Origin of the sequence: Terriglobus sp. YAF25 (genome assembly GCF_052113305.1) — a bacterium.
Taxonomy (GTDB): domain Bacteria; phylum Acidobacteriota; class Terriglobia; order Terriglobales; family Acidobacteriaceae; genus Terriglobus.
The window spans coordinates 1-2,201 of record NZ_JBFRCY010000744.1 but is presented as its reverse complement, the minus strand read 5'-3'; the positions used below and the strand labels follow the sequence as shown (position 1 = coordinate 2,201).

General features: G+C 58.2%; 3 protein-coding genes. 2 read left to right on the top strand and 1 reads right to left on the bottom strand.

Annotation, left to right across the window (positions count from 1 at the left end; genetic code table 11):
* Positions 1-200: ester cyclase (locus AB4043_RS23215; protein WP_442308229.1), on the bottom strand; the 200-nt coding region annotated here is incomplete at its 3' end.
* Between the two features lie 279 nt (positions 201-479).
* Here AB4043_RS23215 and AB4043_RS23210 point away from each other — a divergent pair.
* The gene (locus AB4043_RS23210) at positions 480-830 is read left to right on the top strand and encodes a PadR family transcriptional regulator (RefSeq protein WP_442303410.1); all 351 of its coding nucleotides are present in this window, start codon (positions 480-482) and stop codon (positions 828-830) included.
* A gap of 11 nt (positions 831-841) precedes the next feature.
* Positions 842-2,201, top strand: a 1,360-nt coding sequence (locus tag AB4043_RS23205; protein WP_442308228.1) for an ABC transporter permease, incomplete at its 3' end; no start/stop codon positions are given.

The following is a 2,201-nucleotide window of genomic DNA, read 5'->3' as shown; positions in this document are numbered from 1 at the left end:
ACGGAGAAGACGAGATCGGGGAAGCCGGTGCGGAAGGCTCGGATAATGTCCTTCACACCCTCCAGACCCGGACCTTGACCAGGGAGAGGAACTTGCTCAACGACATCCTCCCAGACGAACTCCACGGTTCGCTCGGTCTGACCCTGGGTGATCACTTCCTCTGCAAAGCGACGAACGATAGCCGAGTTCTCCTGTGTCAATGCGGTTCTCCTTGCAGCAGTATCGGTTTCGGTGCCCCCTGAGCATAGTAATCCAGTTGAGGGAATTCGCGGTGAGTCCTCCTGCCTCTACTGAAATCTATAGAGCGGGCCTTCAGCCCTTCATCATTCAATGTGCCGAAGACCTGGCCCTGCGTGGCAGGTGATGCTTCGGCGTCTTGCATGCTCCCAGCACGAACCATCAGGAAGAAGAATAATTCTTTTCCCATAGACATTCGAGTGGAGTACTATGGTCTCCCATAGTCATTCGAGTGGAGAGCCATGGCGAAGAATAAAACACCGGATGCGGGCGAGATTCTTCAGGGAACGCTCGACCTGCTTATCTTGCGCACGCTGATCCTTGGTCCCGCCCATGGGCACACCATTGCGCGCTCGATTGAGAGCACGTCGGAGAACGCTCTTGAAGTGGAGCAGGGCTCACTCTATCCAGCACTTCACCGGTTGGAGGATCGGGGACTGGTCTCTTCCGAGTGGGGTGTGAGCGATAGCAACCGAAAAGCGAAGTTCTACCGGCTGACGGCGAAGGGCCGTAAGGAGCTGGCGGCGGCAACCGGCCGCTGGCGAAGGATGACGCGCGCGATCGGCCTCATTCTTGGAGAAGCGAACGGCTAGGAGGGAAGAGTATGGGTTTCCAGCGCTACCTCAATCGCGAAAGCAAGGACCGGGATCTGGCAGATGAGATCCACTCGCATCTGGAACACGAAGTAGAGACCAACCTCGCACGCGGTCTCCCGGAGGCTGAAGCGCGACGGCAGGCCCGGCTGAGATTCGGTAATCCGCGCACAGTACGGGAACGTGTGTGGATCTATCGTTCCCTGCCAACGACAGACGGTATCTTGCGTGATCTCCGCGATGCCTGGCGCTCGCTCAGGAAGACGAAAGGGCTCACCATCGTGGCTCTGCTTGTGATCGCACTTGGGATCGGTGTGAACACGGCGGTCTTCTCGGTCGTGAATACAGTTCTGCTACAGCCGCTGCCGTATCCCGATCCGCAGTCTCTGATGAGGCTGGTTGTCTTTACTCCGCAACGCACGCTCGATGGAGCCAGTGTTCCTGAATTCAACCTCTGGCGTCAGCAGACCGGAGTGCTTCGCGATGTGGCGGGCTATGATGCGGGCGGCGCCGGGCTGAATCTCACCGGCGGAGATCATCCGATCCAGGTGCAGGGAGTCCATGTCACCCATGATTACTTCACGCTGTTTGGCGCGCCGGTGATCGCGGGCCGCACCTTCACGGAGGAGGAAGACAGTCCGCATGGCGGCAATGTTGTGGTGCTCAGCTATGGCCTGTGGAAACAGCGCTTCGGCGGTGATACGAGTCTCGTCGGCCGAACGATACCGATCGATAACACTCCTTATCTTGTGGTGGGAATCATCGGACCGAGCTTCGTTAGCGACAATCCGGCGGACCTGTGGATCCCGTATCAGTTCGACCTTAATACGGTAGATCTGGCGCGCTATTTCAGAGTGGCGGCACGTCTGCGGCCTGGCGTAACCCTTGAGCGGGCGAATGCGCAACTCAAGCTCGCCTCCGATCAGTTTCGTCGCGTGATGCCTACTGCCATTCGTCCGCAAAATCATTATGGAGTTGTCTCGCTGAAAGAGGCGATGATCGGCGATACACGCACGCCGCTTCTGGTTTTGCTTACTGCGGTTGGGTTGGTATTGCTGATTGCATGCGCGAATGTGGCAAATATCCTGCTGGCCAAAGCCTCGGGCCGGCAACGCGAATTTGCGACACGGGCGGCTCTTGGCGCGGGCCGCTGGCATATAATCCGTCAGCTTCTGGCTGAGAGCCTTCTTCTGTCGTTGTCCGGCGGCCTGCTTGGCCTGCTTCTCGGCTATGGCAGTGTTCGCCTGTTGCTTAACGTGAATGCTGGCGGTCTTCCCAGGGTGGGTGAAAACGGCACGGCGCTGGCTTTGGATCTGCGCGTTCTGCTCTTCACCTTGGGTGTTGCGGTGCTTACGGGGATACTGGATACTG

Bases quoted from the DNA above. Each gene is read 5' to 3' on its own strand.
- AB4043_RS23210 (WP_442303410.1), top strand. From the start codon at position 480: ATGGCGAAGAATAAAACACCGGATGCGGGCGAGATTCTTCAGGGAACG.